This window comes from Gaiella sp. (assembly GCF_035710885.1).
In the GTDB taxonomy this organism is placed as follows: domain Bacteria; phylum Actinomycetota; class Thermoleophilia; order Gaiellales; family Gaiellaceae; genus Gaiella.
The window spans coordinates 1-26,595 of sequence record NZ_DASTCS010000034.1; the positions used below are offsets into that span (position 1 = coordinate 1).

The following is a 26,595-nucleotide window of genomic DNA, read 5'->3' on the forward strand; positions in this document are numbered from 1 at the left end:
GCCTCGGCACAGGATCACGCGCCCGCGAGCTCGGGCCTCTACCCCGCGTTCGCAGCTGCGCGCGCCCGACTCGGTCTCGTCGGGCTCCTCCTCGCGCTCGCCGGCCTGGGCTGGTGGTGGACGGCAGGCCAGATGCAGGACATGGACAACGGACCATGGACCGAGCTGGGGAGGCTCGCCTGGTTCCTCGGGGTATGGGTCGTGATGATGGCCGCGATGATGTTCCCCTCCGTCGCGCCGACGGTCGCGCTGTACGCGAAGCTCACGAGGTCGGGGTCCCCGGCTGCGCCGCTCGCCTTCACCTCCGGGTACCTCCTCGTGTGGGGGGCCGTGGGACTGGCCGTGTTCGCGCTCGCGGCGGCGGGCGGCCGGCTCGTCGGCGACCCCCTCGCCTGGGACCGCGCGGGACGCTGGGTCGCCGGAGCGACGCTCGTGATTGCTGCTGTCTACGAACTGACCCCGCTCAAGGATGTCTGCCTCGGGAAGTGCCGGACTCCGCTCGGGTTTCTTCTCGGCGCCTGGCGCGACGGACCGTCGGGGGCGCTCCAGATGGGAGCGCGGCACGGCGCCTGGTGCGTCGGCTGCTGCTGGGCGCTGATGGCCTCGCTGTTCGCGCTCGGGGTCATGAGCATCGTCTGGATGGCATTCGTCGCAGGTTTGATCGCGGTCGAGAAGCTCGTGCCCGCGCGGCGGGTGGCGACCTACGCCACGGCCGGAGTGCTGGTCGCGCTCGGCGTGCTCGTGCTCGTCGCTCCGGACGCGATTCCTGCGCTCACCATCCCGGGGAACGGCTCGATGCCCGGCATGGATCAGATGAGCCCCTGAGGGCTCCGTTCGTCGACGGGCCGGCGACTCGAAGTCCGACACCGGGCCGGGGTGGGATCAGGGTCGAGTCAGGGTCATTCCGGATGGCCTCGCGCGGTGCGCGGAGCGATCCTGGAGCCATGACCGAACACACCACACATATCCCAGAGATCCGGCGGCTGGAGCGCAGCCGCTCGGATCGCATGCTTGCCGGCGTCAGCGGGGGCCTGGCTCGCTACTTCGAGATCCACCCCGCAGTCTTCCGCGTCGGCTTCGTCGTCCTCACCCTCCTGGGCGGGGCGGGGATCCTGATCTACGCCGCCGCGGCACTCGTCATCCCCGACGAGGGCAAGGAGGACTCGATCGCCACGGCGGCGCTCCGCAACCGGCGTGACCGCCCGTGGCCGCTGATCGGGCTCGGCCTCCTCGCCGTCGCGGCTGCCATCCTGCTGTCCCGCGCCACGCTGTGGCCCGACGGCGACTCGTGGTGGCTGTTCCTGATCGCGGGTGCACTGATCCTCTGGATCACGCGGCATCCCGCGGCGGATCCGACGATGGACGCGAAGGAGCTGGCGGCCGAGGACTCGCGCCGTGTGCGGCGCGGGCTGCGCAGGCTCGCCCTTGTCGTCGCGTCGCTGATCGCGCTCCTGATCGTGGCCGCCGCGATCTTCATGGCCGTCTTCGACGTGCACGTCGGCCGCGGAATCGGCGACCGCCGCTACGTCGTCACGAGTGCGCAGGAGCTGCACGACGACTACCGGCTCGGGATCGGCTCGCTCGAGCTCGATCTGAGCAAGCTGCGGCTTCCCGTCGGCGAGACGCGCGTCGAGACGAGCGTCGACGTCGGCGACCTGCAGGTGATCCTTCCTGCGAACGCCGCCCTCCGCGGCTACGGAGAAGCACGGGCCGGGCGGGTCGAGCTCCTCGGCAACGACGACGACGGGTGGAACGCCGACATCGAGCTGACCGAGCCGGGGAAGCGGGTGCTCGTGCTCGTCGCGCACGTCGGCGCAGGGTCGGTGCGGGTCGAGCGCGCCGTACGATGACGCCGCATGCAGCTCCGCACGTTCGCGCCGAGCTCGGACCAGCGGGTGATCGCGGGGGTCTGCGCGGGTATCGCGCAGACCCTCGGGGTCGACGCGACGCTCGTCCGGCTCATCTTCGCGCTGCTGGCGCTGGCCGGTGGTGCCGGGATCCTCCTCTACCTCGGTCTCTGGGCGTGGGCGGAGGGGAAGCGCGCCTGGGTGGCCGGTCTTCTCGCGTTCGTCGCGGGCTGCGCGCTGCTCGGGGCTCTCGGCCTCTCGAACCGTTCCGTCGTCGGGATAGCGCTGATCGCGGGCGGCCTTGCCCTCGCGTGGCGTCAGGGCGGCAGCTTCCGCCCCGACGCCCCACTCTCCTACGGCGGGCTCGGGCTCGCGGCGCTCGGCGCCGTCGTCCTGTTCTCGAGCGGGCGCGCGTCCTCGCCGCTGCTCGCGCCCGGCGCCGTCGCCGGTGCGCTGCTTCTGATCGGCGGCCCCTGGGTCTGGCGGCTCGCACTGGAGCGCGACACCGAGCGCACCGCCCGCATCCGCACCGAGGAGCGCTCGGACATGGCAGCCCGCGTGCACGACTCCGTGCTGCAGACGCTGGCGCTGATCCAGCGGCACGCGGACGAGCCGCGGCGCGTCGCGTCGCTGGCACGCAGGCAGGAGCGGGAGCTGCGCGGCTGGCTGTACGGCGACCGGCCGCTCGGCGACGACAGCGCCTCCTTGACGGCGGCGCTCTCGGCGGCGGCGGGCGACGTCGAAGAGCTCCACGGCGTTCGGGTCGAGCTGGCGAGCGCAGGCGACTGCCCGGTCGATCCCTCGGTGGGCGCGCTCGTGCTCGCGGCGCGCGAGGCGATGACGAACGCGGCCAAGTTCGCAGGCGTGGAGGAGGTCGACGTCTACGCCGAGGTCGCCGACGACGAGGTCAGCGTCTTCGTCCGCGACCGCGGCGAGGGCTTCGACCGCGCCGCCGTCCCGGACGACCGCCGAGGCCTGGTGGAGTCGATCGAGGGAAGGATGGAGCGCGCGGGCGGCAGCGCCGCGATCGTGACGAGCCCCGGCGGCGGCACCGAGGTCGAGCTGCACCTGCCCCGGAGGACGTCGTGAAGCGCCGCGTCGTGCTGGTCGACGACCATGACCTGTTCCTGGCCGGTGTTCGCGCAGAGCTCGGCGAGGCGGTCGAGGTCGTCGGCCAGGCGGGGAGCGTGGCCGAGGCGGTCCCGCTGATCAGGGAGCTCGACCCGGAGGTCGTCCTGCTCGACGTCCACCTGCCCGATGGGAGTGGGGACGCGATCATCCACGCCGTCGCGACGGAACGGCCGGGGGTGCGGTTCCTGGCGCTGTCGGTGTCGGACGCGGCCGAGGACGTCATCGCCGTGATCAGGGCCGGCGCCCGCGGCTACGTGACGAAGACGATCTCCGGTGCCGAGCTGACCGCGGCGATCGAGCGCGTCGCGACGGGCGACGCCGTCTTCTCACCTCGTCTGGCCGGCTTCGTCCTCGACGCCTTCCGCGCCGGCGAGGAGGTCGGAGGCGACACGGAGCTCGACGAGCTCACGCCGCGCGAGCGGGAGGTGCTGCAGCTGATCGCACGCGGCTACATGTACAAGGAGATCGCCGCGCGCCTGCACCTGTCGGTGAAGACTGTCGAGAGCCACGTCTCGAACGTCCTGCGCAAGCTCCAGCTCTCGACGAGACACGAGCTCGCGCGGTGGGCGACGCAACATCGGCTGGTCTAGTCACCGCCGGGCGCGACGTGCGGTCAGCCAGCGCGTCGAGGCGGTGGCCTGATCGGACGCTCTTGCACCCCTCGGCTATCCATCAACGACTCTTCGACTGGCACGGACTCGCGGCGCCGAAGGCGACGCCTTCAGGGATCTGCGCGACCGAGGATCCGCGGGAGCGGATTCTCGATCTGCGAGCCAGTGGAGCTAGGCGGACTCGAACCGCCGACCTCCTGGGTGCGATCCAGGCGCTCTCCCAACTGAGCTATAGCCCCGCGAGGGGAAAAGTGTAGCGTCGCTCAGGCGGACGAGCCCAGGCGCCCGGCGCGGATCGCGCGGGCCATCTCGGCCGAATCCTCGCGGTACCAGGTGCCGTCCTCGAGCTCGATCGCAGGCACGGCGCGCTGACCCGTTCCCTCGATCACGGCGGTCCTCCGGCTCCGCAGCGGCCACGGCGCCTTGACGATCTCGTACTCGACGCCCATCTCGTCGAGGGCCTGCTGGACGCGCCAGCACGGGTGCCTCGACATCTTCGCCCACGTCGCCGGGCAGCGGTGCAGCTTGACCGCCACGACTGGCCTCCTCTCTCGCGGTCGATGCCGACCCTAGGATAGGCCGGTGCGCGCCGTCGTCGTCGGGCCGGAGGGAGAGCCTGCGCTCGACGATGTCCCCGAGCCGGACGGGCCGGGACAGCTCGTGCGTGTCGTGGCGTGCGGCCTCTGTGGCTCCGACGTGGAGAAGCTCGATCGGACGCATTCAGGGCTCGTCCTCGGGCACGAGGTCGTCGCCGAGCTCGACGACGGGCGCCGCGTCGCGCTCGTCCACCACGCGTCGTGTGGGGCGTGCGAGCGCTGCCTGGCGGGGCACGAGTCGATCTGCGAGCGCTTCTCCGCACCCACGATCAGGCCGGGCGGCTTCGCCGAGCGCGTCCACGCGCAGGGATGGGTCGATCTCCCGGAGGACTGGCCCGACTGGCGTGGGACGATGGCAGAGCCGCTCGCCTGCGTGCTGCGCGGCGCAACGCGGCTCCCGCGCGGCCGTGTGCTGATCGTCGGCAACGGGTTCATCGGCCGGCTGTTCGGCGCGGTGCTCGCGCGTCGCGGGAACGACGTGTTCGCGGTCGACGTCGACCCTCGACGAGCCGGGCCGCCGCCGGACGGGCCCGTGCAGGCGGCGGTGCTTTGCGGTCGGGGCGGCGTCGACACGGGGCTCTCGGCGGTCGAGCCCGGAGGCACCGTCCTCGTGTTCGCCGATGCGGGCGAGATCTCCGCTGCGGACGTGTACCGGCGCGAGCTGACCGTCGTGGGGACGCGCTCGGCGGCACCGCCCTACATGCCGGAGGCGGTCGCGCTCCTCCACGAGCTCGAGGTCCCGGAGCCCGTGGTCCTGCCGCTCGAGCGCTTCGCCGAAGGGCTCGAGCTCCACCGCAGACGGGACGCCCTCAAGGTCGTCTTCACCCCCTGACGTGTTCCGCTCCCGCCGCCGGCCCGTCGTGTTCCCCCAGCTCGAGCACGCCAGGCTCGCCGCGGCGATCGCGCTCGCTTGGGACGACGGGCTCGCGCCGGTTCCGCTGCCGCGCGAGAGCTTCGTCGCAGGGGTCGCGTTGCACGACCGCGGCTACGGCGAGCACGACGACGACGAGATCGGTGCGGTTTCCGACGATCGATGGCTCGCCATCCAAAGTCGCGGGTTCATCCCCGTCGGCGACGACGCGGTGGTCGACCTCGTCGTCGCGATGCACGTCCGCCGGCTCGTCTCGCACCGAAGCAGCGACGCAGCACGCACGGCGCTCGCCGACATGGACGCGGCGCTGGTCGAGATGCGCGCGGACGCCGGCGTGGCGGAGGAGGACGCGGCCGCCGCCGATCGGATCACCGATCTCTGCGACCGGGTCGCGTTCGACTTCTGCCTCGAGCAGCCCACGGCGGGCGTCGTTCAGGTGTCCGGCCACGACGGCGGCTCAGTCGCGCTGGCGTACGAGGTCGACGGCGAGGGCAACGTCGCTCTCGACCCGTGGCCGCTGGGGCCAGGGACGGTGACGGGCATCGTGCTCGGCTACGCGGCGGAGGGCTATCCCGGCAGGCTCGAGCCGGTCGTCACGCCGTTCACACTGGCTCCGGGATGAGGGCGTTGATCCTGCACGGGCCGGGCGATCTCCGGCTCGAGGAGGTGCCCGAGCCGGTGGCCGGCGTGGGCGACGTCCTACTCCAGGTCGAGGTCGCGCTCACCGACGGCACCGACCTGAAGGCCTACCGCCGCGGTCACCCGGTCCTCCTCGGCCCGCTTCCGAGCCCGTTCGGCCACGAAGCCTGCGGTATCGACCTGGCCTCGGGGCGGCGCGTCGTGGTCGCGAACTCGGCGCCCTGCGGCGCCTGTCCCGCCTGCACGCGGGGGCAGGAGACGCTCTGCGAGAGCCTGCTCCCGCTCCTGAACGGCGCCTACGCGGAGCTCCTGCTCGTTCCCGAGCGGATCGCACGCCGCAACCTGCTCCCCGTCCCGCCCGGCCTCGCCCCGGACGTCGCCGCCATGGCCGAGCCGCTGGCTTGCTGCCTGCACGGCATCGAGGTCGCGGGCGTCGAGCGAGGGGACACCGTCGCGGTCGTCGGGCTCGGCCCAATCGGCCTGATGCTCTGCGCGTGCGTCGCGGACGCGGGCGGACGTCCGGTCGGAGTCGGGTCGCGCCCCGAGCGGCGTGCGCTCGCGACCTCGTTCGGGGCCGTGCCCGCCGAGCCCGAGGGGGCCGACGTCGTGATCGAGGCCGCGGGCACGGTGGAGGCATGGGAACGCGCCCTCCGGCTCGTCCGGCCGGGCGGCACGGTACTCGCGTTCGGCGGCCTGCCCCGGGATGCGCGCGTCCAGCTGGACCCCTACCGGATCCACTACGAGGAGGTTCGGCTCCTCGGCGCGTTCCACCACACACCCCGGCATTTCCGCGCTGCGCTCGCCTTCCTGGCGAGCGGCGCGTTCCCCTTCGAGCGACTGGTCACGCACCAGGTCGGGCTCGAGGGCGTTGCCGGCCTGCTGGACGACCCACCGCGCGACTACCTCAAGGCAGCGGTCCGGCCGTGACCCTTTCGGCGCGCAGGCTCAACCGCGCACTCCTCGCGCGCCAGCTCCTGCTCGTGCGCTCGCCGATGCGCATCGGCAAGGCCCTCCAGCAGGTCGGCGGGCTACAGGCCCAGTACGCACCTTCGCCCTACATCCGTCTCTGGTCGATGCTCGAAGGCTTCCGGCTCGGCGACCTGACCCGGGCGCTCGAGCGGCGGCGCGCCGTCCAGGGAACGCTGATGCGCTCCACCATCCACGTCGTCTCAGCGCGCGACTACTGGTGCTTCGCCGCCGGGATCGGCCCGTCTCGGAGAGAGTGGTGGCTCCAGACGTGGGGCAAGCACGAGCCCGCCGCCAACGTCGACTTCGCGGCGACGAGGCTCGAGCGGACGCTCGCGGGACGAACCTGGCACCGAAAGGAGCTCGACGCGCTCCTCCCGGAGAAGAGCTCGACCGTCTGGTCGGGCACGTTCGTCCCGCTCGTCCGCGTGCCGCCGTCGGGAACGTGGGAACGCCGCCGCGCCGACCTCTTCCGCCTCGCGGCCGAGTGGGTCGCGCCCGAGGCCGTGACCGAGGACGACGGGCTCGAGCACCTCCTCCGGCGATACCTCGCCGCGTTCGGCCCGTCCACGCTGGCCGACGCCGCGAGCTGGGCGGGCGTCACCAGAGCGAAGCTCGAGCCGATCGCCGGGCGGCTCCGGCTGCGTACGCTCAACGACGAGGACGGCAAGCCGCTCCTCGACCTCCCGCGCGCGCCGCTTCCGCCAGAGGACACGCGGGCGCCCGTTCGCTTTCTCGGCACCTGGGACGCGGCTCTGCTGGTGCACTGCCGCCGGACGCAGCTCCTTCCGGAGCGGTTCCGGCCACTCGTCTTCTCGACGAAGAGGCCGCAGTCCGTCGCGACGTTCCTGATCGACGGCACCGTCGCAGGCTCGTGGCGGGTCGAGCGGACGGCTCGCAAGGCGACGCTGCGGCTCGAGCCGTTCGAGCGGCTGCCGCGTGGTGCCCGTGACGAGCTGCGCGACGAGGGCGGGCGGCTCGTCCGCTTCCACGAGCCCGACGCCACATCGTACGCCGTTCGCTAGAGGAGGCGCCATGCCGGTCAGGCTTCGAACAGCGTCAGCTCCGGCTCTCGTGCTCCTCTGAGGAGCCCGAGGTCGACCTCGGCGCACCCGAGCCCGCGCGCCTCGCAGAGCGTCCGGGCCTGTGGCTTGACGCTCGCCGCCGCGAGGACGCCCCGGCAGGCTTCGAGGGTGGGGTCGCGCCGCAGGACCTCGAGGTAGCGCGAGAGCTGCTCGACCGCCTCGATCGTGGCGACCCGCTTGATCTCGACGGCGACCCAGCCGTCGTCGGCGTCGCGGCACATCAGGTCGACCGGGCCGATCTCGGTGGGCCATTCTCGTCGCACCAGGCGCAGCCCGTCCTCGAGCGCGTCGGGCTGCTCGGCGAGCGCCTCCTGGAGATGCCGCTCGACGCCGTCCTTCTCGAGCCCCGAATCCTCGCCGAGCTCGTGCTCGACCTCGGCGAGGAGCTCGCCGATCCTGATCTCGAGCCGGTCCTCGCTGCGCCCCGCGCGCTTGCGGACGACGATCACGCCGTCGCCGTCCTCGATCACCGTCGGAGGCGTCATCCAGTTGAGCGGCTTGTAGCCCCCGCTGTCGGCATGGACGAGCACCGACCCGTCCGCCTTGAACACGAGCAGGCGGACCGCCTCCGGCAGGTACGCGCTCAGGCGGCCGGTGTACGTGACCTCGCAGCGGGCGACGACGAGACGCACGGCTCGACGGTACCGACCGGCGCGGACATGGCCGGTACGGACGTGTCTACGTGCCTGGCACGCGGTGCGCCTCGCGCGGCGTCGCCACGTGTCCCCAAGGGACGACGAAACCTGTCCCGGCCGGACACGGGAGACGGCTCCCGCCTCGCCTCCCGAGCCACGTCCGGAGCGGACGTGGCTACGTGCCTGGCACGCTCCGCCCAAGGCCGCGCGCCCTGCTGCCCCCGGCCGGCGCGAAACGCCGTGACCCGCGCAGGCCGCGGGGGCGCGTGATCCGGCCGCTCCCGGACTCGTCCGGATCAGTGCCCGAGCTCGACGCGCGACGCGCCGACGATCCGCTCTTCCCCGCCGTCGAGGCGGACGAGCAGCTTGCCCTTTCCGTCGTAGTCGGGCGACTCCACGAGCACCGTGCCCTCCACGCCGCCGACGCGACAGGGTGTGCCCACCTCCTGCTCGAGGCCCCGCCAGTAGCGGACGAACGGGTTGCGCTCCCACTCCCGGCCGATCGTCGTCTCGACCGTGTGACCCGGCAGGACGCGAAGCCCATGGTCGAGCGTCATCAGCTCCTCCATCACCGAGGCGCGGACGATCTCGGCCGGCCCGCCTCCGACCGCGTCGCGGAAGAGCGTGTCCCCCGAGAAGCAGATCTCGCCGTTGACGACGAACGCCACCCCGTCGTCGGAGTGCCCCGGGGTCGGGATCGCCTCCACGCGGAGCCCACCCGTCTCCACCGGGCCGGTCATCACCGGGATCCCGAAGCGCTCCGTGAGCTCGTCCTCGTGCTCGACGTGATCCGGGTGCCCATGCGTGCGCAGGACATGGGTCGGAGTCAGTCGCTCGCGCTCGAGCATTTCGAGCAGCGGCTCGAGCGGCGCGCCGCTGTCCACGAACACCGCCATTCCGCCGGGCTCGTCCCCGACGACGAAGGCGTTCGAGAGCCAGCGGGAGTCCATCGAGCGCTCGACGATCACGCGCACAGGCTACGTGACCCGACGCGCCGGCAGCGCGTGGGCGAGACTCCGGCCGTGACCACGCGCGGGATCGGAGCGGCGGTTCTCGTGGCGCTCGCGCTGGTCACGCCCGCTGTGGCCGCGGTTCGTGTCGTCGAGCCGTTCCCGCTCGACCGATACGCCGACAGCGGGGCGATCGGCCTCGCGGTCCCCGGCGCAGGCCCGACGGTGAGCCGGGAGAGCGCGCTGAACACGCTGCTCACGGGCGAGGTCGAGAGCTCGCTCCTCGGCGGCGCGCCGGCGGGGACGCCGCTGATCGAGCTCGGTGTCGGACCGCCGCCCGACACGCTCGTCGTCCTCCCGCCCGAGGGTGATAGCGAGAATGACCGCTTCCCGATCGCGGTCACGCCGGGGCCACGGGGCGTCCTTACGTCCAGCGCCACGCGGATCGACGGGCTCGTCTCCCTGGCCGACGTCGCGCACGGCCGGCTCGAGGTCGTCGCGGTGGACGACCCGGTCGGGGTGCTCCGGCGCCTCGAGGCGCGGATCGCGCGGAACGACCGCATCCGCCTGCCGCTGACGCTCCTGGTCGGGGGAATCGCGTACATCGCCGCGCTGCTGGTGCCGCGGCTCGCGCCGCGTGTGATCCTGCTCGGGCTCGCCGCCAACCTCTGGCTCGCGGGCTGGTGGGTGGTCGCGGTCGTGGGGCTCGCGGCCGCGCTGCTCCCGCTCGGCGCGGCCTGCGGCGCCGTGCTCGCGGCGTACCTGCTGGCCCTCGGGCTCGACCCGGAGGCGGTCGCCCTCTCGCCGTTCGGGCCCTCGCAGGCGGGCCGCTTCTACGGTGTCTCGAACCTGCTCGAGACGATGCTCCTCGTCCCCGCTCTCCTCGGGGTCGCGCTCCTGGGGCGCCTCGGCCTCGCTGTAGCGGCGCTGGCGCTCGTCGCCGTAGGAGGCAGCCGGTTCGGCGCCGACGGCGGGGGTTTGCTCGTGCTCCTGGCCGCCTACGGGACGCTTCTCGTCCGAACGCGCGGCCTGCCGCTCCGGAGCAGGCGCACGGCGGCGATTGCGGCTGCGGTCATCATGGGGGGCGCCGTCCTCGTCGGGCTCGATGCGGCCTTCGGCGGCTCGAGCCACGTCACCCAGGCGGTCGGTGACGGACCCGGGGCGGTGCTCGGCGACATCGCCGACCGGCTCGAGCTCTCGGCGCGGAGGACCTTCGGAGCGATCGGCCCGGCGTTCGCCGCGCTCGCCTCCCTCGCGGTGCTGATCTTCGTAGCGACGCGACGCCCGCGGCTGCCCCTCACGGATGCGGTGCTGGTCGCATTGCTCGTCTCCCTCGTCGTCAACGACACGCCGGGAGACGTCCTCGGGATGGGCGCGGTCGCGGCGTTCGTCGTCCGCCGTTTCGAGGACCCGTCGGCTCGCAAGGCGCCGAGCGACCTGGTTAGACTGCGCGCGATGCGCCGCCCGCTCACCGTTCTCGCACTTCTCCTGGCGGCGCTGGCCCTCGTGGGCGCCGGATGCGGAGGCGACGAGGTCTCCGCGACGCCGGAGACCATCGAGGGAGAGGTCCCCGAGGAGACGACGACGGGAGAAGGCAACGAGGACCTCCCCGCCCTCGACCTGACCGGCGATGCGAGCGCCGGCGAGCCCGTGTTCGCGAGCGCCGGGTGCGGCGCGTGCCACACCCTCAGTGCCGCGGGTACGAGCGGCACGGTCGGCCCGAACCTGGACGACGCACAGCCGTCGTACGAGCTGGCCGTGGAGCGCATCACGCTCGGTCGCGGCGGAATGCCCTCGTTCGAGGGTCAGCTCGAGCCCCAGCAGATCGCAGACGTCGCGGAGTTCGTCTCCTCGTCGGCCGGCAGCTGAGCCTCCTGCCCGACCGGTTCAGCGGCCCGGTCGAGGCCTTCGCCTGCGATCTCGACGGCACGCTGATCGGCCGAGACACGGTTCTCCGCCCCCGCACGCGCGCCGCGATCGCACGCGCCCGCGAGTCCGGGATCCGCGTCCTCGTCGTGACGGGCCGGATGTTCCGGTCGGTGAGGCCGTACCTGGCCGAGGCGGGCCTCGATGAGCCGGTCGTCTGCTACCAGGGCGCCGCGGTGGTCGACCCGGGCTCGGGGGACTTCCTCCTCCACGAGCCGCTCGAGCTCGAGGTCGCCCGGGAGGCGATCGCCGCGCTCGAGGAAGTCGGCCTCTCGCCGAACGTCTACGTCGACGACCGGCTCTACGTCGCCGAGGAGACGGAGTACTCGCGCAGGTACTCGGCCTTCCAGCGGCTTCCCGTGACCGAGGTCGGGGATCTCCTCGCATGGCTCGTGCGGGCGCCGACCAAGCTCGTGGCCGTCGCCGAGCCTCACGTGCTCGCCGAGATCCGCCCCGGGCTCGAGCGAAGGTTCGACGGGCGCATGTTCGTCACCACGTCCCTCCCGTACATGCTCGAGCTCGGGAACCCCGGCGTCACGAAGGGATCCGGCCTCTCGTTCGTCGCCACCCAGCTCGGGCTCGCCCTCGACCGGGTGGTCGCCTTCGGCGACGGCGAGAACGACGTCGAGCTCCTCGAGGTCGCGGGCGCCGGGATCGCGGTCGAGGGAGCGCATCCGCGCCTCCAGGCGATCGCCGACGGCACCTGCCCCGGGCCCGACGACGAGGGCGTCGCGGCCGTGATCGAGTCGGTTCTAGACTCGGCGGCGTGATCGACCTCAGGGCAGCGCGCACCGACCCCGACGCCGTGCGAGCAGCGCTTGCACGCAAGGGGGCGGCCGAGGACTTCGACCGGCTGCTCGCCGCGGACGAGCGCTGGCGGTCGCTCGTCCCACGGGTCGACGAGCTCCGCGCTCGGACGAAGCTGAAGGGCAAGCCCGACGCGGAGCAGCTCGAGGAGCTCCAGGTCGTGAAGGCCGAGCTGAAGGAGGCAGAGAGCGGGCTGGCGGCGGCCGAGGCCGAGCGCGATGCCCTCGCGCTGCGTGTGCCGAACCCTCCGCACGAGAACGTCCCGAACGGTTCGACGGAGGACGACGTCCGCGAGGTGCGGCGTGTCGGCGAACCCGTGTCTCTCGAAGAGCCGCGCGAGCACTTCGAGGTGGGCCGGTTCGACATGGAGCGTGCGGCGCGCATGTCGGGAGCGCGCTTCGGTTACTGGGTCGGCGACACGGCCCGGCTCGCGCTCGCGCTGTACCGGTTCGCACTCGACCGGCTCGCGACGAAGGGCTTCCTCACTGTCCTCCCGCCCGTGCTCGTGCGGGAGAGCGCCCTGGTCGGCACGGGAGCCTTCCCCTCGGACGAGGCAAACGTCTACGAGCTCCCCGCCGACGAGCTCTACCTCGCCGGGACGGCCGAGATACCGCTCGCGAGCCTGCACGCGGGGGAGATCGTCCCGGCGGGCGAGCTGCCGCTCCGGTACGTGGCCTTCTCGCCGTGCTTCCGCCGCGAGGCGGGGGCTGCGGGACGGGACACGAGGGGGATGATCCGCGTGCACCAGTTCAACAAGGTCGAGCAGTTCTCGCTCACCCGGCCGGAGAGCTCGTGGGACGAGCTCGAGCTCCTGCTCTCGAACACGGAGGAGCTCGTCAGCGCGCTCGGCCTGCCGTACCGCGTCGTCGTCCTCCCCGCGGGCGACATGTCGAGCGCGTCGGCGAAGACCTACGACGTCGAGATCTGGTTCCCCAGCCAGGAGCGGTACCGGGAGACGGCGTCGATCTCGAACACGACCGACTTCCAGGCGCGCCGTCTCATGATCCGCTTCCGTGGCGAGCACGGGCCGGAGCTCGTGCACATGCTCAACGGCACGGCCGTCGTCGACCGGATGGCGCTTGCGATCCTGGAGAACTTCCAGGGTGACATCCCGGACGTTCTCCAGCCCTTCGGCGCACCTGACCGAGTGGCTAGCTGAAGCCCAGCCGATCCCCCGGGACGGCGCTCGTCGCGGACCGCCGATAAAGGGGACATGCGGCCTGAGGGGGCAGTGCGCGTCCTGTGGACGCGGGCAGAGCTTCTTGCGCTCCGAGAAGCGATCGAGGTGACCCCGAACTTCGAGGGGCGCCAGGACGTGCGCGACATCCTCCGGACGGCCGTCCGCGCGCCGCGCATCGGCGAGGTCGAGTTCGCCCCGGAGATCGCCGAGCGCCTCGGCAACCGGCTCGTCCCGGTCGACCTTGCGACGGCCACAGCACGGGCGAAGCTGCTCCGCGCAGTCCGCGGCAAGCCGCGCCGCCGGGTCGCCGTCCCGCCTCGTCGCACGCAGCCGGCCCTCGGCGCCGGCGCCGCACAGGCCGCGGCGTAGCCGCCCGCCGGGTCGTCGGCGCGGTGCTGCCCGTTCTGTCAACTCGCCCGCGGCCGTCGCGGGGCCAGGTGAGGCGATCCCCCGAGCGAGGGTTGTCGCATCACCCCGACGGGGTAGACTGCGGGTGCGCATGCGCCACGAAGGGGAGATACGGATCGCCTGGTCACGGGCGGAGCTGACGGCTCTCAGGGAGGCCGTCGAGCTGACGCCGAACTTCGAGGGTCGGATCGAGGTGCGCGACATGCTTCGCGGAGCCATGCGTGCGAGGAACGGCAAGGTCGTCTTCGAGCGCGAGACCGCGGAGCGGTTCGCCCGGCGGCTCGTGGCAATCGACCTGCCGACCGCCCTCGCCAAGGTCAAGCTCCTCACGGCGATCCAGGACGCCGACCGGCTCGCCACAGGCGGCGTCACTCCCACGCCCGCGCCGGCGTCCGAGCACGCCGCAGCCGCGTAGCTCCGTACACTGACGCGCTCCGGCGGGGTTCCGGAGCGGTCGAACGGGGCGGTCTTGAAAACCGTTAGAGCGCAAGCTCTCGAGGGTTCGAATCCCTCCCCCGCCGCTCCCACGAGCTCACCCAACACACCCGACAGCCGCCCGCAGCGGACCTCGCGGTCGACGTCGCCGCCACGGCGGCCACGATCGAGCAGCGCAAGCCGTTTGCCTCACTGGGGGACACGACGAACGAGGGGACCCGATCCGTCGGCGCAACGCTCGTCACGCCGATCCTCCGCGGCCGTGTCGACGAGGTCCCACCGGCCGTAGTCTCCCCCTGTGCCGATCTGCCCGAGCTGCGGACGCGAGAGCCCTGAGGGCTTCCTCCACTGCGGGCATTGCGGCGCGGCGCTGACGGCCGCCGCCCCGGAGCGGCGCAAGCTGGCGACCCTCGTCTTCTGCGACCTCTCCGGGTCGACGGCGATGGGCGAGCGCGTCGACGCAGAGACCGTCCGCAGCCTGATGCTCTCGTACTTCCACGAGATGCGGAGCGCGCTCGAGCGGCACGGGGGCACGGTGGAGAAGTTCGTCGGTGACGCGGTGCTGGCCGTCTTCGGGGTGCCCGAGGCACATGAGGACGATGCTCTGCGTGCCTGCCGGGCGGCGCTCGAGATGCAGGCCCGGTTGTCGTCGCTCAACGAGGAGCTGGAGCGACGCTTCGGGACACGGATCTCGCTCCGGATCGGCGTCAACACGGGCGAGGTCGTCGCGGGTGACGCCTCCAGTCGGGAGACGTTCGTCACGGGCGATCCGGTGAACGTCGCCGCGCGGCTGGAGCAGGCGGCCGGCCCGGGCGACGTGCTGCTCGGCGAGGCGACGTTCCGTCTCGTCCGTAACGCGGTACGGGCCGACGCCGTGGAGCCGCTGCGGCCGAAGGGGAAGTCGGAGCCCGTGGCGGCGTACCGCCTGATCGAGGTCGGCGGCTTCGGGCCGGTGGCGCGGCGCGTCGGGACGCCCTTCACGGGCCGCAAGGCGCAGCTCGACGCGCTCGAGCGCGAGTTCGAGGCGGTCGTCGCCACACCGGAGTGCCGGCTGACGACCGTCGTCGGCGAGCCGGGGGTCGGCAAGTCTCGGCTGGCCGCGGAGCTCGTCGCGCGGGTCGGCACACGGGCGCGGGTCGTCCGCGGCACCTGTCTCTCCTACGGGGACGACATCACCTACTGGGCCGTCGGCCAGATCGTGCGCGAGCTGGCCCGGATCAAGGACGAGCACGAGCCTGCGGATGCCAGGGCGCTGCTCGAGGAGCACGTTGTCGAATTAGAAAACGGAGGGCTCGTCGCGACGAGGGTCGCGCAGCTGCTCGGGCTCGCAGACGGCTCGGGAACGGCGCCGGAGACGGCAGCCGCGATCCGCGACTTCCTCGTCGCGGGCACAGCGACCCAACCTCTGGTCGTGCTGGTCGACGACGTCCAGTGGGCCGAGCCGGCGCTGCTGGACCTGCTCGTCGGCCTTCCGGCGGCGATCGGCGACGCGCCGGTTCTCCTCCTCTGCCTCGGTAGGGCAGAGCTTCTGGAGAGCCGTCCCGACTGGCAGGTCACGGTGCGGCTTGAGCCGTTCGGCGAGCGCGACGTCGACGCGCTCCTGGAGGGCCTCGTCGGTACCGCGCAGGCCGACGTGCGCGCCCGGCTTGCGAGCGCGTCGGGCGGCAACCCGCTCTTCGTCGAGGAGCTCACCGCGATGCTCGTGGACGAGGGCGTGCTGCGGTTGCAGGACGGCATCTGCAGGCTCGAAGGCGATCTCGAGGACCTCGCCCTGCCGACGAGCCTCCACGCCCTCCTCGGAGCGCGCCTCGATCGACTCGAGCCCGACGTCCGCGCCGCCCTCGAGCGCGGCGCAATCGAGGGCGAGGTCTTCCATCGGGGCGCGGTCGTGGAGCTCTCGCCGCCCCGCTCGCGCCCGTCGGTGCCGGCCGGGCTCGAAGCACTCGTCGGCAAGGAGCTCATCCGCCCCGCCGAGGCAAGCTTCACGGGAGAGGCGGCCTTCCGCTTCAAGCACATCCTCGTCAGGGACGCCGCCTACCAGGGGACCGCGAAGAAGCTCCGCGGCGAGCTGCACGAGCGGTTCGCCGGCTGGCTCGAGCGTCTGCTCGGGAGCCGGGTGATCGAATACGAAGAGATCCTCGGGTACCACCTCGAGCAGAGCTACCGCTACCGCTCCGAGCTCGGCCCGGTCGACGACGAGGCCCGGGCCCTCGGCACCCGTGCTGCCGAGCGCCTCGCGAACGCCGGCCGCCGGGCCGCGCGCCGCGGCGACATCGACGCGGCGTCCGGGCTGCTGGCACGGGCCTCGGACCTGCTTCCGCCCGGGCACCCCGCACGGGCCCGGATCGTGGTCGACCACGGCGGGGCGCTGATGGACGCAGGCCGGAACGCAGAGGCCGCCCGCGTGTTCGACGAGCTCGACGGCTCGCAGGGGGTCGACCAGGTGTCCCGGGCTCTTGCAGACGTGTGCCGCGGCGAGATCGAGCTCCAGCTCGCCGCGACGACCGAGTCCGTCGACGCACTGCACCGGCAGGCGCACGCGGCAATCGAGCTGTTTGCCGCGCGCGACGACGTGGAGGCGCTCCTGCGAGCGTGCTGGGTCTCCTACCTCACGAGCATGACGATCGGCCGGTCGGGAGCGGCGCGTGAGGCGATCGAACGGCTCGGAGTCGTGGCCGAGCGCCTCCAGCACCCGCTCGCCGGCCGCCTGCCGGGGATGCTCGCCATGAACCTGGCGTGGGGGCCCACGCCGGTGGCCGAGGCGCTCGACGCCACCGCGCGGATGCTGCAGACCGTGCGAGATGACCCGGCAGCGGAGCCGTTCGTGCTGGCCGGGCACGCCTATCTGCTTGCCCAGGCGGGCGACATCGACGGAGCGCGAAAAGCCCTCGACAGGATGCGCGAGACGGCCGAGCGACAGGGTCAGCGCATCGTCCTGTGGGCGTCGTGGGGCCAGAACGTCGGCCGCACAGAGCTGCTCGCGGGCGATCCGGAGCGCGCGGAGCGGGCCCTGCGACCCTCCTACCACGCGTTGCTGGAAGCAGGGAGCCACGCGTTCTCGTCCACCCTCGGGGGTCAGCTGGCCCACGCCCTCGTCGACCTCGGGCGCCACGGGGAGGCGGCGACCTACGCGGCCGCCGCCCGGGACGTGGCCGGCGAGGCCGACGTCCTGTCACAGGTCCTCTGGCGCAGCGCGCTGGCCAGGGCTCTGGTCGAGCAAGGCGTCGCCGAGGAGCCGGCCGAGCTCGTCGACGAGGCCGTCCGTCTGGCGGGCTCGACCGAGTGGCCGAACGTGATCGCCGACTCGCTGCTCGACCGGGCGCACGTCCTGCGCGGCCTGGGACGCGCCTCGGATGCGGCCGCGGAGCGCGCGGACATCGAGCGGGCGAGCGTGGTATACCTGGCCAAGGGAAACGAGGCCGGGCGCGCGAAGGCAATCGCCCTCGCGACGGGCACACGGCCGCAAGGGCATGTCACACAAGTACGAGGAGGGCGCCGGTGACCGGAGAGCCGACACCAGGTGTGCTGCTGAAGGGGGAGGACGGCAACCACTACTTCATCCCCAAGACGGATCTCTCGCAGTACGCCGTGGGAGACGTGCCCGAGCACCTCGCAGCGGGCGCCGACGTCGCCCCCAACGTCCCTCGCCTCCACGCCTTCTCGGTACAGCGTGTCGAGGGCGGCTCGGACGCCGCCCGCATGCCGATGCCGGAGGGAGCGTCCGAGGCGGCGGCGTTCGTGCCGATGCCCGAAGGCGGTCCTTCGGGCGCCAAACAGCCCTAGCGGCACACACCCGAACGAGTCGGTCGTCTTCCGTGACCATCCTCGCGGCGGCGGAGAAGGTCCACGTCGACGGGACGCACCGCACGATGGAGCCCGCGCGTACGCTCGACCGGCTCCATTCGGTGCTCCCCGCGATCGGCGTCACGCGCGTGGCGGTGATCACCGGCCTCGACGTGATCGGCATCCCGGTCGTGATGGTCTGCCGTCCGAACGGGCGGTCTCTCTCCGTGTCCCAGGGGAAGGGCGTCGACCTCACGGCCGCCAAGGTGTCGGGGATCATGGAGGCCGTCGAGGCCTGGCACGCGGAGCACGTGCTGCTTCCGCTCCGGCTCGCGTCCTACCGCGAACTGCGCGAGGTTGCCCGGGTCGTCGACGTCGAGCAGCTTCCACGACCGTCCTGGTCGCGCTTCCATCCGGATCTCTCCGTCCTGTGGGTCGAGGGGACGGACGTGTTCAGCGCCGAGCGCGTCTGGGTCCCCTACGAGTGCGTGCACCTCGACTTCCGCTCCCCTGGGCCCCAGGGCAGCGGCTGCTTCCTCGCGAACGGGACGGGTCTCGCCGCCGGCAACCACATGCTCGAGGCGGTCAGCCACGCGCTCTGCGAAGTTGTCGAGCGCGACGCGTTCGCCCTATGGGGCGACCGCGCCGCCGCGGACAGGGCGTCACGTCAGATCGACCTGGAGTCCGTGGACGATCCGGGCTGCAGGCTTCTGATCGACGCCTGCGAGGCGGCCGGTGTCGGCGTCGTCGCCTCGGACCTCACGACCGACGTCGGGCTGCCCGTCTTCTCGGTGACGATGGTCGACCGCCGCGCCGACCTCGCGCGGCGCCTCCCCGCCGCCATGGGGGGCGGCTGCCACCCGGACAGGGGGATTGCGCTGTCCCGTGCGCTGACCGAGGCGGCGCAGAGCAGGCTCACCCTGATCGCCGGCAGTCGCGATGACTGCCCGCCCGGTCACTACCGCGAGCTCAGGAGGCTCGAGGCCATCACTGCGCACCTCGCCCGTCTCGGCGCGACCCCCGGCCGCTCGTTCGCGAATGTCCGCGACGTACCGGGTGAGAGTATCGACGACGATGTGGCGCACGAGCTCGACCATCTGAGGCGCATCGGCGTCCGGCAGGCGATCCTGGTCGATCTCACGCGGCCGGAGGCACGCATCCCGGTAGTGCGCATGATCGTGCCGGGCCTCGAGGGCTGGACCGACAAGGTGGACGCCAACGTCCCCGGTGAGCGCCGGCGGGCCCTCCGGGAGCAGTCGTGAGGCCCGTCGTCGTGTTCCTCGGACCTACGCTGTCCGAGGCGGAGGCGCGAGCGGTGCTCGACGCGGAATACATGCCCCCGGCCGGACACGGCGACGTCCTGCGCGCCGCTCTGCGCCGGCCGCGGGTGATCGCCATCGTCGACGGCGTGTTCGAGCGAACGCCGGCCGTGTGGCACAAGGAGATCCTGTTCGCCCTGTCCGAGGGGATCCACGTGTACGGCGCGGCGAGCATGGGCGCTCTCCGAGCTGCGGAGCTCGACCGCTTCGGCATGCGGGGCGTCGGTGACGTCTACCGCGCCTACGGCGAGGGCGTACTGGAGGACGACGACGAGGTCGCGGTTGCCCACACCGACGCGGAGCACGGGTTTCGGGCGCTGTCCGACTCGATGGTCGACGTCCGCGCCACGCTGGAGAAGGCGGTGGCAGACGGGGTGGTCGACGGCCAGACCGCTGCGGCGATCCTGGCGCGGGTCAAGGCGACGTTCTACGCGGAACGCGTGCTCCTCGCCGCCCTCGATCGCGAGGACGTGGAGCACGAGCGTTTGCGCGCCTGGCTGCCGGAGGGCTGGGTGCGACGCAAGCGTGAAGACGCGGTCGCTTTGCTGAAGACCGTCGAGAGCGACCTCGCGGCGGGCCTCGAGCCGTTCCGGCCCACGTGGACGCTGCAGCGAACCCGCTACTGGGAGGACGCGCGCCTCACGGTGGAGCTGACCGGGGGATATCGCACGGGCGCGGACCCGACGTTCATCGACGACGAGGATCTCGAGGCCGTTCTCGACGAGGTGCGTCTCGACCCGGACACCTACGGCCCGCTGCTCGAGCGCTCGTTGCTCACCGCGCTCGCCCGCAATGCCGCCGCGGCCGCCGGGGTCGACGTGTCCTCCTGGGCACACCAGAGGGCCCTCGACGAGGAGCGCCGGCGTCGAGGCCTGCTGGAGCCCGAGGACGTCGAGGCCTGGCTGGAGGAGCGAGGCCTGAGCGAGGCCGAGTTGCCGACCGTCGCCCGCCGCCTCGCGGTGCTGCGCTGGGCGCGCGACGCCCACCGCGACTCCGTCGCGGGCGAGATGGCGCTCACGGTGCTGTCCGACCCTCTCTATGCGGATCTCGCGACGCGAGCCGCTCGCAAGCGAGAGGTGCTCGCGTCGCTGCCGATCTCGGAGGCCATGCGCATCGACGACGACGAGGTCGTCTCGTGGTACTTCCGCGACCGTCTCGGACAGGAGGTTCCGGTCGCGCTGGATGCATGGGCGGCGGCCAACGGCTGGCCCCGCGTGACCGATCTCCTGCGCGCGCTCCGGGCGGAGTGGTCGTTCGAGGTGGCAGGCGGTGACGTCCTCCGACCGTAGGCTTGACGGACGATGAGGCTCTGCATGTTCCATCCGGCCGACATGCCGATGGAGCGCGGCTGGGTCGGCCGGGTCGACGGCGATGAGGTCGTGCATCTCGCCGCGCAGACGCTGCAGCACCTCTTCTCCGGGGGCGGCACCGCCCGTGACCACGCCCGCTACCGGCTGGCCGACGTGGAGCTGCTGCTCCCTCTCCCCTCCCCGCCGTCGGTTCGCGTCTTCGACGAGGCTCGCTCGTTCGAGTTCGCGAACCCCGCGGCGCTCTCCGGCCCGAGGGGCGCGGTCACGTACCCGCCTGGCGCGTCCGCCGTAGCGGACATCGGCCTCGCCGGGCTCGTCGGCTCGGGCGAGGTCGCGGCGCTCTCCCCCGTCGCCCGCCTGCGCGCCCCGAAGCTGGAGCCTCCGAAGGACCGCGACTTCTCGATCGTGCTCGGCCCGTGGTTCACGACGGTGGACGAGGCTCCGGGAATCGCCGACGTGACGGTGACGGTCGGAGGGACGCGCTCCGGGGCCGCGTTCGGAGGATTCGACTGGGAGTCGGCGAGGCGCTTCGCGGCCGAGAACACCCGTCTGCGCGTCGGCGATCTCCTGCTTGCGCCAGCGGCCCTCGTCGTCGATGTGCCGCCCGGCTCGGCGGTCGCAATCGACGTCGAGGGTCACGGCACGCTGTCCTTCACCGCCGACGCCGCGAGCCGCGGGCACGAGGGCCACGGTCGATGACGTTCGCCTTCCGCCGCCTCGACGGGCTGCCGCCGTACGTGTTCGCGGTGATCCGGGAGCTGACGCTCGAGCTGCGCCGCGCAGGCGACGACGTCGTCGACCTCGGATTCGGCAATCCCGACCTGCCCTCGCCCGAGGTGGCCGTCGCGAAGCTCCAGGAGGCCGCCGCGAAGCCTCACAACCACCGCTACTCCGCCTCGAAGGGCATCCCGAAGCTCCGCTCGGCCTGCGCCGACCTCTACCGGCGCCGCTTCGGAGTCGAGCTGGATCCCGAGACCCAGGTGGTCGCGACGATGGGCGCCAAGGAGGGCCTCGTTCACCTCATGTGGGCGCTCGTCGAGCCCGGCGACGCGGCGCTCGTCCCGGCGCCGAGCTACCCGATCCACATCCACGCCCCGATCCTCGCCGGCGCGAGCGTTTTCCAGGTGGCCATGACGCCCGGGCAGGACCTGTTCGCCAACCTTGCCGACGCGTACGCGAGGGCATCGCCGCGACCGAGGGTGCTGCTGCTCTCGTTCCCCCACAACCCGACGACTGCGACCGTGGAGCTCGAGTTCATGGAGCGCGTCGTCGAGTTCGCGCGCGAGCGCGAGATCCTCGTCGTGCACGACTTCGCCTACGCCGACCTCGGGTTCGACGGCCACGAGCCGCCGTCGATCCTCCAGGTGCCGGGCGCGAGCGAGGTTGCGGTCGAGCTGTACACGCTGACGAAGTCGTTCTCGATGGCCGGCTGGCGCGTGGGGTTCCTCGTCGGCAACGCCTCCGTCTGCGGTGCGCTCGCGCGGCTCAAGAGCTGGCTCGACTACGGCACCTTCCAGCCGATCCAGATCGCCGCGATCACCGCGATGAACGAGGCGCCCGACACGCCGCTCGAGGTGCGGGAGGTCTACCGCTCCCGGCGCGACACCCTCTGCGACGGCCTCGCCCGAGCGGGCTGGGCGTTCCCGAGGCCGCGCGGGACGATGTTCGCATGGGCACCGGTGCCGGAGCCCTTCGCGGCGATGGGGTCGCTCGCGTTCGCGGAGCACCTCGCACGCGAGGCGAAGGTCGCCGTCTCGCCGGGCTCGGGCTTCGGGCCCGGCGGCGAGGGCTTCGTCCGCTTCGCCCTCGTCGAGAACGAGCACCGCATCCGCCAGGCGGTGCGTGGGATCAGGCGGGTGCTCGAGACACCCCCGCCGGCGTAGCCGGCGATCGAGGACCGGTGGCCTCGAGCTCGGCGCGGATCGAGACGACGTCGCCGATCACGACGAGGGCGGGCGCGGACAGGCCGTCCGCGGCGGCTGCGATCCCGGCAAGCGGAGCCGTCACCACCTGCTGGTCCGGCAAGGTGCCGCGCGAGATCACCGCGGCAAGCGTGTCCGGCGCCAGCCCCGCGGCGACGAGCCCGTCCGAGAGCGCCTGGAGCCGGCCGAGCCCCATGAAGAGGACGAGCGTGCCGCCCGCGGCGACCAGCGCCACGTAGTCTGGCTCCGAGCCGCCAGCGCCGTGCGCGGTCGTGAGCGTGACGGTGTCCGCGACCCCGCGGTGCGTGACGGGGATGTCGGCTGCGGCCGGGACGGCCGCGAGGGAGGAGACCCCCGGGACGACCTCGAACGGTACGCCCGCCGCGGCGAGGGCGAGCGCCTCCTCGCCGCCCCGGCCGAACAGATACGGGTCGCCGCCCTTGAGTCGGACGACGTCGAGTCCCTGGCGGCCGAGGTGCACGAGCAGCTCGTCGATCCGCTCCTGGCCGAGACCATCGCGGGGGATGCGGAGCGCGTCGGGCGGCGCCTCGTCGACGAGCTCGGGTGCGACGAGCGTGTCGTAGACCACGGCGTCGCACGTTCGCAGCCGGTCGAGGCCGCGGACGGTGATCAGCTCGGGATCGCCCGGGCCGGCGCCGACGAGCGTGACCGTCATCCGAGGCGCTCCCGGACGAGTTGCTGGAAGAAGTCGCGCCGCGCTTCGTACGTCGGGTAGCGGGCCTTGGCCCACGGACGAAGCTCGCGCAGCTCGCGGGCGAGGCGCGCGTGCTGCGGGGTGACGAGGCGGGCGACGTCGTCACGGAGGCGCTGAGCGAGCGCCGGCGACGCGCCGCCCGTCGAGATGGCCACGGCGATGGGGTCGTCGCGATGGACCGCCGGGAGAATGAAGCTGCAGAGGTCGGGCACGTCGACGACGTTGCAGAGCATCCCCCGCGCGTCGGCGTCGGCGAACACCCGCTCGTTGACGGTGGTCACCGAGGTAGCGGCGACGACGAGGAACCGTCCGTCGAGGTCCGAGGCTCGGTACGTGCCTCGGATCAGCGCCATGCGCCGTTCGCGGGTGAGCGTCTCCACCGGCTCCGAGACGTCCGGCGCGACGACCGTGACGCGGGCGCCCACGTCGAGCAGGTCGTGGATCTTCTCGAGCGCCACCGAGCCGGCGCCGACCACCAGGACGTCCCGACCGGTTAGGTCGAGGCAGGCCATGTAGTAGCGCTTCTCGCGCACGGGATCCGCGTCCCGAACGGTGGCGGTGACCGCTGCCATCACGCCTCCACGCTCGTCACCCGCGCCCCCTGGCGGTCGAGCCTGATCGTGAGCTCGGCGCCGTCGGTGGCGACAGCGAGCGTGAACGCGGCGGGGCCCACGGCCTTCAGGGCGAGCCGGTCGATCGGACGTCCGTCGAGCGCCGCGAGGGCGTCGTTGACCGCGGTCGTGGTTTGTGTGAGGTCGGCCCCGGTCGGCAGCTTGCGGAAGGCGCGCAGCGCCGCCTGCTCGCCGCCCGGCCCGTAGAGGGCCCGGACGCGCCCGGACTGGAGCGCGAGCGTGAGCAGCCGGTCGAGCGCCTCCGCGTGCCGCCCCTCGATCCCGTACCCCTCTGCGAGCGTACCGAGCAGGTCGTCGAGAAGGTCGCGGTAGTCGCCCTGGCCGAGGGCGTCGCGAACCGCTTCGACCTCGGCGCGGGCGACTTCGAGCTCGTCCGGCTTGAGCAGCACCGCTGTCATGCGTGTGCTTGGTCGCCGAGGATCGCGTGCAGCTCGTGCTCGAAGCCGCCGGTCTCGATCGAGCAGTGCATGCCGCACTCCTTCGGCGCGTCCGTCTCCCACCACCAGCGACCCGCGCGGGTGGGCTCGCCCGGAGCGATCGCGCGCGTGCACGGCGTGCAGCCGATCGAGGTGTAGCCCTTCGCGTAGAGGGCGTGCGTCGGCACCCCGTTCTCGCCCAGGTAGTCCCACACCTCGTCGTGCGTCCACTCCGCGAGCGGGTTGAGCTTCACGATCGCGTCGTGGTCGTGGTCGATCTCGACCTTGCGGATGTCCGTGCGTGAGGCCCACTGGTCGCGGCGCAGGCCCGTCACCCAGCAGTCGAGCTCGGCCAGGGCGCGGTTCAGAGGCTGGACCTTGCGCACGTTGCAGCAGAGGAGCCGCTGCTCGACCGAGCGGAGGAACAGGTTCGGCCCGTGCCGGTCGACGAGCCGCTGCACGTGCAACCCGTCGGGCGAGAGAAGCTCGAGCCGCAAACCCGGGTAGCGCTCCCGCAGCTCCTCGACGAGGTCGTGCGTCTCCTGGGGTAGCCGCCCCGTGTCGATCGAGAAGACCCGTACCGCGGGATCGATCCGGTACGCCATGTCGATCAGCGCGACGTCGCCGTCCTGGAATGCGGTCGAGAGCGAGAGCCGGTCACCGAACCGCTCGAGCGCCCACCCGAGCACCTCCCACGGCTCGAGCCCCTCGAACTCGACGGACAGCTCTCCCGCCTCGAGGTCGTCCAGCAGCTCGGTGGCGCTCATGCGGCCGCCTCCTCTCTCCGGCTGCGCGCCGGCTCCCGCCCGACCAGCAGGCCGAGCTCCTCGTCGGTCGTCCTGTCCAGGAACGCCCGCATGCTCTCCCCATCCGCGCGCCGGTCGAGCCATCCCGCGACCAGCTCGTGCACAAGGCCGTCCAGCTCGCCCGTCGGCACTCTCCGGAACACCGGCTTGGCGATCGCCGCCCTCGGCCCGAGCGCACCGCGCAGGTAGACGTCGTACGCCTGGCCGCGCTTGCCCGCCTCGTCGCGCGCCGTGGTGCCCTGAAAGCCGATGTCGCCGACCCAGTGCTGCCCGCACGCGTGCGGGCACCCGTCGAGGTGCAGGCGCAGCGGCGCGACCCGGTCGCCGAAGCGCGTCTCGAGGCCGCCGATCAGCGTATCCAGCCGCGTCTTGGTCTCGGTCACGGAGTAGTTGCAGTGAGGCTCCCCGGTGCACGCGATCCCGTTCCCGCGCAGCCCGTTCACCTCCAGCGGCAGCTCGAGCTCGCCGAGCGCGGCGACGACGGCACCGACCTCGCCCGCCGGGACGTCGGCCAGCAGCAGGTTCTGCTGACGCGTGATCCGCGCCTCGGCACCCAGTGGCTCGAGCAGGTCGCCGAGCGCGACGAGCCGCTCGCCGCCGAGAAGTCCGACGTGCACGGGGACGCCGACGCTCGCGAGGCCGTCCTGCGGCTGGTCGCGGACGCCGAGATGGTTGTCCGGCTCGACCTCGATCGGCGGCAGCGCGAACGACGGCAGCGCGTAACCGAGCCGCTGCTCGACCTCCGCGCGCACCCCCTCCGGCCCGAGGGCGTCGACCATGAACTTCATGCGGGACTTCACCCGCGACACGCGCCAGCGGAGGTCGTCGCGCCACGTGTCGAGGATCGCGCGCAGCACCGCGATCGCCTCATCCGGCCGCACGAACACGCCGAGGTCGCGCGCGACCCGCGGTACGGACGAGAGGCCGCCGCCGACCAGCACGCCGAAGCCCGGCTCGCCGTCACGGAGAGCCCCGACGAGGGAGATGCAGTTGATCTCGGGCGCGTTGCACCTCGACGCGCACGCGGAGATCGAGATCTTGTGCTTGCGGGGCAGGTCGACGTACTCGGGGTTGCCCGTGAAGAACCGGTGCGCCTCGTCGAGCACCGGCGTCACGTCGAACAGCTCGTCCGAGGCAACGCCGACCGCAGGGCACCCCGTGATCGCCCGCACCGTGTCCCCGCACCCGCCGAGGCTCGTCAGCCCGGCCGCGTGGAGACGCTCGAACACCTGCGGCAACGCGCCGAGCTCGAGGTGGTGGAGCTGGACGTTCTGGCGGGTGGTCAACTCGGCCTCGCCCTTGCCGAAGTCCAGCGAGAGCCGCCCGATCGCACGCAGCTGTGGAGCCGTGAGGCGCCCTGCCGCGAGCTTGATCCGCAGCATGAACGTCCCGACCTTCGGCTTGTCGTGGTAGAGGCCCCACCACTTGAGCCGCACGACATCCTCCTCGGCGACGTCGGCGTATCCGGCTGCGACCAGCGCAGGCAGCTCCTCGAGCATCCCCAGCGGGCCCTTCTCCCGCTTCAGCCGCTCGACGGGGTTCCGCTTCAGCACCAGCTCGAGCGACGGTGCCTCGGCCGGGGATCGTGTCACGTCGACGCTCATC

Annotated in this window: 26 protein-coding genes, 2 tRNA genes and 1 pseudogene; 20 read left to right on the forward strand and 9 right to left on the reverse strand. The window is 72.5% G+C overall.

The genetic code is table 11. The annotated features are described in order from the left end of the window. From VFO26_RS06865 to VFO26_RS06880, 4 genes are all read left to right on the forward strand, one after another. Positions 1-825, forward strand: an 825-nt coding sequence (locus VFO26_RS06865; RefSeq protein WP_325114180.1) for a DUF2182 domain-containing protein, incomplete at its 5' end; no start/stop codon positions are given. A 119-nt stretch (positions 826-944) separates the two neighbouring features. Next, on the forward strand, positions 945-1,850 hold the full coding sequence (locus VFO26_RS06870) for a PspC domain-containing protein (RefSeq protein ID WP_325114181.1): 906 nt from the start codon (positions 945-947) through the stop codon (positions 1,848-1,850). A 6-nt stretch (positions 1,851-1,856) separates the two neighbouring features. Continuing rightward, positions 1,857-2,936 (forward strand): PspC domain-containing protein, encoded by a 1,080-nt coding sequence (locus VFO26_RS06875; RefSeq protein WP_325114182.1) that lies wholly within the window; start codon positions 1,857-1,859, stop codon positions 2,934-2,936. Next, positions 2,933-3,568, forward strand: coding sequence for a response regulator transcription factor (locus VFO26_RS06880; protein WP_325114183.1), 636 nt, complete (start codon positions 2,933-2,935; stop codon positions 3,566-3,568). Before VFO26_RS06875 ends, VFO26_RS06880 begins: the two co-directional genes overlap by 4 nt. A gap of 187 nt (positions 3,569-3,755) precedes the next feature. Here the strand turns inward: VFO26_RS06880 and VFO26_RS06885 are convergent. Further along, positions 3,756-3,828: transfer RNA gene (locus tag VFO26_RS06885), tRNA-Ala, on the reverse strand. Between the two features lie 24 nt (positions 3,829-3,852). Next, positions 3,853-4,125 (reverse strand): glutathione S-transferase N-terminal domain-containing protein, encoded by a 273-nt coding sequence (locus tag VFO26_RS06890; RefSeq protein ID WP_325114184.1) that lies wholly within the window; start codon positions 4,123-4,125, stop codon positions 3,853-3,855. 46 nt (positions 4,126-4,171) lie between these two features. Here VFO26_RS06890 and VFO26_RS06895 point away from each other — a divergent pair, with 46 nt between their 5' ends. The 4 genes from VFO26_RS06895 to VFO26_RS06910 are packed head-to-tail and all read left to right on the forward strand — an operon-like array spanning position 4,172 to position 7,686. Then, the gene (locus tag VFO26_RS06895; protein WP_325114185.1) at positions 4,172-5,017 is read left to right on the forward strand and encodes a zinc-dependent alcohol dehydrogenase; all 846 of its coding nucleotides are present in this window, start codon (positions 4,172-4,174) and stop codon (positions 5,015-5,017) included. 1 nt (position 5,018) lies between these two features. Beyond that, the gene (locus VFO26_RS06900) at positions 5,019-5,678 is read left to right on the forward strand and encodes a DUF3891 family protein (RefSeq protein WP_325114186.1); all 660 of its coding nucleotides are present in this window, start codon (positions 5,019-5,021) and stop codon (positions 5,676-5,678) included. Then, positions 5,675-6,622: a zinc-dependent alcohol dehydrogenase gene (locus VFO26_RS06905; protein WP_325114187.1), complete on the forward strand. Its 948-nt coding sequence runs from the start codon at positions 5,675-5,677 to the stop codon at positions 6,620-6,622. The genes VFO26_RS06900 and VFO26_RS06905 overlap by 4 nt, the downstream gene beginning before the upstream one ends. Then, positions 6,619-7,686 (forward strand): winged helix DNA-binding domain-containing protein, encoded by a 1,068-nt coding sequence (locus tag VFO26_RS06910; protein ID WP_325114188.1) that lies wholly within the window; start codon positions 6,619-6,621, stop codon positions 7,684-7,686. Before VFO26_RS06905 ends, VFO26_RS06910 begins: the two co-directional genes overlap by 4 nt. A gap of 17 nt (positions 7,687-7,703) precedes the next feature. On the opposite strand, the gene nucS is transcribed toward VFO26_RS06910, so the two are convergent. Continuing rightward, the gene (gene nucS, locus VFO26_RS06915; protein ID WP_325114189.1) at positions 7,704-8,378 is read right to left on the reverse strand and encodes an endonuclease NucS; all 675 of its coding nucleotides are present in this window, start codon (positions 8,376-8,378) and stop codon (positions 7,704-7,706) included. Between the two features lie 299 nt (positions 8,379-8,677). Then, positions 8,678-9,349, reverse strand: coding sequence for an MBL fold metallo-hydrolase (locus VFO26_RS06920; RefSeq protein WP_325114190.1), 672 nt, complete (start codon positions 9,347-9,349; stop codon positions 8,678-8,680). Positions 9,350-10,786: 1,437 nt separating this feature from the next. Between VFO26_RS06920 and VFO26_RS06925 the strand changes: the two genes are divergently transcribed. From VFO26_RS06925 to VFO26_RS06980, 12 genes and pseudogenes are all read left to right on the forward strand, one after another. Next, positions 10,787-11,200, forward strand: coding sequence for a c-type cytochrome (locus tag VFO26_RS06925; protein ID WP_325114242.1), 414 nt, complete (start codon positions 10,787-10,789; stop codon positions 11,198-11,200). After that, a pseudogene (locus VFO26_RS06930) lies at positions 11,179-12,027 on the forward strand (Cof-type HAD-IIB family hydrolase); the annotation flags it as partial. The gene VFO26_RS06925 and the pseudogene VFO26_RS06930, both read left to right, overlap by 22 nt. Further along, positions 12,024-13,223 (forward strand): serine--tRNA ligase, encoded by a 1,200-nt coding sequence (gene serS / locus VFO26_RS06935; RefSeq protein WP_325114191.1) that lies wholly within the window; start codon positions 12,024-12,026, stop codon positions 13,221-13,223. The pseudogene VFO26_RS06930 and the gene serS, both read left to right, overlap by 4 nt. 54 nt (positions 13,224-13,277) lie before the next feature. Then, positions 13,278-13,613, forward strand: a complete 336-nt coding sequence (locus tag VFO26_RS06940; RefSeq protein WP_325114192.1) for a hypothetical protein — start codon at positions 13,278-13,280, stop codon at positions 13,611-13,613. 130 nt (positions 13,614-13,743) lie between these two features. Then, the gene (locus VFO26_RS06945; protein ID WP_325114193.1) at positions 13,744-14,067 is read left to right on the forward strand and encodes a hypothetical protein; all 324 of its coding nucleotides are present in this window, start codon (positions 13,744-13,746) and stop codon (positions 14,065-14,067) included. Between the two features lie 21 nt (positions 14,068-14,088). After that, positions 14,089-14,173, forward strand: a tRNA-Ser gene (locus VFO26_RS06950). A gap of 212 nt (positions 14,174-14,385) precedes the next feature. Then, positions 14,386-17,589, forward strand: a complete 3,204-nt coding sequence (locus VFO26_RS06955; protein WP_325114194.1) for an adenylate/guanylate cyclase domain-containing protein — start codon at positions 14,386-14,388, stop codon at positions 17,587-17,589. Further along, the gene (locus VFO26_RS06960; protein ID WP_325114195.1) at positions 17,586-17,870 is read left to right on the forward strand and encodes a hypothetical protein; all 285 of its coding nucleotides are present in this window, start codon (positions 17,586-17,588) and stop codon (positions 17,868-17,870) included. Before VFO26_RS06955 ends, VFO26_RS06960 begins: the two co-directional genes overlap by 4 nt. A gap of 32 nt (positions 17,871-17,902) precedes the next feature. Next, entirely contained in the window at positions 17,903-19,132 is a 1,230-nt protein-coding gene (locus VFO26_RS06965; RefSeq protein WP_325114197.1) for a YcaO-like family protein, read from the forward strand. Next, complete coding sequence (locus VFO26_RS06970; protein WP_325114198.1) at positions 19,129-20,478, forward strand: TfuA-like protein; 1,350 nt, start codon at positions 19,129-19,131, stop codon at positions 20,476-20,478. The genes VFO26_RS06965 and VFO26_RS06970 overlap by 4 nt, the downstream gene beginning before the upstream one ends. A 12-nt stretch (positions 20,479-20,490) precedes the next feature. Next, positions 20,491-21,198: a hypothetical protein gene (locus VFO26_RS06975; RefSeq protein WP_325114199.1), complete on the forward strand. Its 708-nt coding sequence runs from the start codon at positions 20,491-20,493 to the stop codon at positions 21,196-21,198. Then, complete coding sequence (locus VFO26_RS06980) at positions 21,195-22,382, forward strand: aminotransferase class I/II-fold pyridoxal phosphate-dependent enzyme (protein WP_325114200.1); 1,188 nt, start codon at positions 21,195-21,197, stop codon at positions 22,380-22,382. Before VFO26_RS06975 ends, VFO26_RS06980 begins: the two co-directional genes overlap by 4 nt. On the opposite strand, the gene cobA is transcribed toward VFO26_RS06980, so the two are convergent. Genes cobA through VFO26_RS07005 form a run of 5 tightly spaced genes read right to left on the reverse strand, consistent with a single transcriptional unit; the run spans position 22,348 to position 26,594 of the window. Next, positions 22,348-23,097, reverse strand: a complete 750-nt coding sequence (gene cobA / locus VFO26_RS06985; RefSeq protein ID WP_325114201.1) for a uroporphyrinogen-III C-methyltransferase — start codon at positions 23,095-23,097, stop codon at positions 22,348-22,350. The genes VFO26_RS06980 and cobA overlap by 35 nt on opposite strands. After that, positions 23,094-23,708 carry a bifunctional precorrin-2 dehydrogenase/sirohydrochlorin ferrochelatase gene (locus VFO26_RS06990; RefSeq protein WP_325114202.1) on the reverse strand — a complete coding sequence of 205 codons (615 nt, stop codon included), beginning with the start codon at positions 23,706-23,708 and terminating at the stop codon, positions 23,094-23,096. The genes cobA and VFO26_RS06990 overlap by 4 nt, the downstream gene beginning before the upstream one ends. Continuing rightward, on the reverse strand, positions 23,708-24,166 hold the full coding sequence (locus VFO26_RS06995; protein WP_325114203.1) for a hypothetical protein: 459 nt from the start codon (positions 24,164-24,166) through the stop codon (positions 23,708-23,710). Before VFO26_RS06995 ends, VFO26_RS06990 begins: the two co-directional genes overlap by 1 nt. Continuing rightward, positions 24,163-24,951: a phosphoadenylyl-sulfate reductase gene (locus VFO26_RS07000; protein ID WP_325114204.1), complete on the reverse strand. Its 789-nt coding sequence runs from the start codon at positions 24,949-24,951 to the stop codon at positions 24,163-24,165. Before VFO26_RS07000 ends, VFO26_RS06995 begins: the two co-directional genes overlap by 4 nt. Next, positions 24,948-26,594, reverse strand: a complete 1,647-nt coding sequence (locus tag VFO26_RS07005) for a nitrite/sulfite reductase (RefSeq protein ID WP_325114205.1) — start codon at positions 26,592-26,594, stop codon at positions 24,948-24,950. The genes VFO26_RS07000 and VFO26_RS07005 overlap by 4 nt, the downstream gene beginning before the upstream one ends. Position 26,595 lies beyond the last annotated feature (1 nt).

Coding starts and splice junctions, on each gene's coding strand:
- VFO26_RS06870 (WP_325114181.1), top strand. CDS start 945: ATGACCGAACACACCACACATATCCCAGAGATCCGGCGGCTGGAGCGC.
- VFO26_RS06875 (WP_325114182.1), top strand. CDS start 1,857: ATGCAGCTCCGCACGTTCGCGCCGAGCTCGGACCAGCGGGTGATCGCG.
- VFO26_RS06905 (WP_325114187.1), top strand. CDS start 5,675: ATGAGGGCGTTGATCCTGCACGGGCCGGGCGATCTCCGGCTCGAGGAG.
- VFO26_RS06925 (WP_325114242.1), top strand. CDS start 10,787: ATGCGCCGCCCGCTCACCGTTCTCGCACTTCTCCTGGCGGCGCTGGCC.
- VFO26_RS06940 (WP_325114192.1), top strand. CDS start 13,278: ATGCGGCCTGAGGGGGCAGTGCGCGTCCTGTGGACGCGGGCAGAGCTT.
- VFO26_RS06945 (WP_325114193.1), top strand. CDS start 13,744: ATGCGCCACGAAGGGGAGATACGGATCGCCTGGTCACGGGCGGAGCTG.
- VFO26_RS06975 (WP_325114199.1), top strand. CDS start 20,491: ATGAGGCTCTGCATGTTCCATCCGGCCGACATGCCGATGGAGCGCGGC.
- VFO26_RS06980 (WP_325114200.1), top strand. CDS start 21,195: ATGACGTTCGCCTTCCGCCGCCTCGACGGGCTGCCGCCGTACGTGTTC.
- cobA (WP_325114201.1), bottom strand. CDS start 23,097: ATGACGGTCACGCTCGTCGGCGCCGGCCCGGGCGATCCCGAGCTGATC.
- VFO26_RS06990 (WP_325114202.1), bottom strand. CDS start 23,708: ATGGCAGCGGTCACCGCCACCGTTCGGGACGCGGATCCCGTGCGCGAG.
- VFO26_RS06995 (WP_325114203.1), bottom strand. CDS start 24,166: ATGACAGCGGTGCTGCTCAAGCCGGACGAGCTCGAAGTCGCCCGCGCC.
- VFO26_RS07000 (WP_325114204.1), bottom strand. CDS start 24,951: ATGAGCGCCACCGAGCTGCTGGACGACCTCGAGGCGGGAGAGCTGTCC.
- VFO26_RS07005 (WP_325114205.1), bottom strand. CDS start 26,594: ATGAGCGTCGACGTGACACGATCCCCGGCCGAGGCACCGTCGCTCGAG.